At 56.9% G+C, this 1334-nt stretch carries 1 protein-coding gene; it reads left to right on the top strand.

All coding sequences use genetic code 11. The features are described 5' to 3' along the window. The coding region (locus KQI17_RS13390; RefSeq protein ID WP_216496686.1) for a ParB N-terminal domain-containing protein at positions 1 to 1334 on the top strand (1334 nt) is incomplete at both ends.

Genomic DNA, 1334 nt, shown 5'->3' on the forward strand with positions numbered 1-1334 from the left:
GCCTGCCGCAATGGATAAGGGCAAGGAAGCCGAGAAGTCCGCTCCCGCAGCTTCGACCAAAGCGGCACCGGCTAAGCCCGCGGCAATGCCTGCCGGTCCCGCCGCCGTCGGTCCGACCGGAACGGCCATCACACAGGTATTTGATGCACGCTTGAATCCACCGGACGAAAAGGCGCTCAAGGGCCTGCCGATCCCCAAAGAGGGCGAAAGCTACTTCATCACGCTGCATCCTGCCTATCTGGAACGCTCAAAGTACAACAATTTTTCCGTCGATAAGGACAGCGACAACTTCAAAGAGTTGTACAAGGCGGTGGAATTGACCGGTATCAAGGACCCCGTGCTGGCGCGCCCCAAGGAGGGCGGCGGACTTGAAATTCTCTCCGGCCAGCGCCGCCACCTGATCGGCACAGAGCTGAACTATCCCATTCCCACCATCATCCAGCGTATTGATGACGCCGACGCAAAAATTCTCGTCGCGGACAGCAATCTGCACCGCGATAAGATCAGCACTTATGACCTCTCCCGCGCTCTGAAAATGAAGATGGAGGGCATGAAGCAGAAAGCCGGCCGCAAAAAGAAAGGCGAGCTGGGCGAAAAGCTGAATACGGATGAAGCTATCGCAAAGGAAATGGGTATCACTGTCAGCAAATTCAACCGTATGCTGCGTATGTCCGAGGCGACCAAGGATGTGTGCAGCAAGGTGGACGATGGCACGCTCGCATTATCCATCGCATCTGCCCTCTCATTCCTGAAGCCCAAAAATCAGGATATGGCGGTACGCCTTTCCGACCTCGGCTATAGGCTCTCGACGGAGCGTGTGGAATACCTCAAGCGCGTGGAGAAAGCGGGCAGGCTGACAGAGGACGCCATGCGTAAGGTTCTTGAAGGGGAAAATATTCTTGATCCGCCCAAAGTCGTTCCCCTGCCGGTCAAGCAGGAGAAAAATTCACCTGCCGCAGTGCATCCCGCCCCGCAGGTCGCAGCTACAGAGCTGTCCCCCTCGTCCGTGATCCCATCGTCCCCTGATGTGGCGGTCCCGCCTGCTCATGTGGTGCCGACCACGGCGGTCCCTGTTTCCGTTGTGAATCGAGATGCCCCGTCCGGCACTGTGCCGGAGCAGGAGGACGATCCGTTCAAGGGAAAGCAGGAACGCGCTGAAAATACCAAAGTCATTCTCAGTGGCGACCGCCTGCGAAAATATTATCCCGACGTCAGCATGACACCGCGCGAGATCGAGGAGGACATTTACGGCAAGCTGGAACGCTGCCGTCAGATGGACGAAAAGCAGAAAGCAAAGGATTCCATTTTCAAGAAAGGCTCTACGCAGCAGCGAT

This window comes from Oscillibacter sp. MSJ-31, from assembly GCF_018918025.1.
Lineage (GTDB): Bacteria > Bacillota > Clostridia > Oscillospirales > Oscillospiraceae > Hominicoprocola.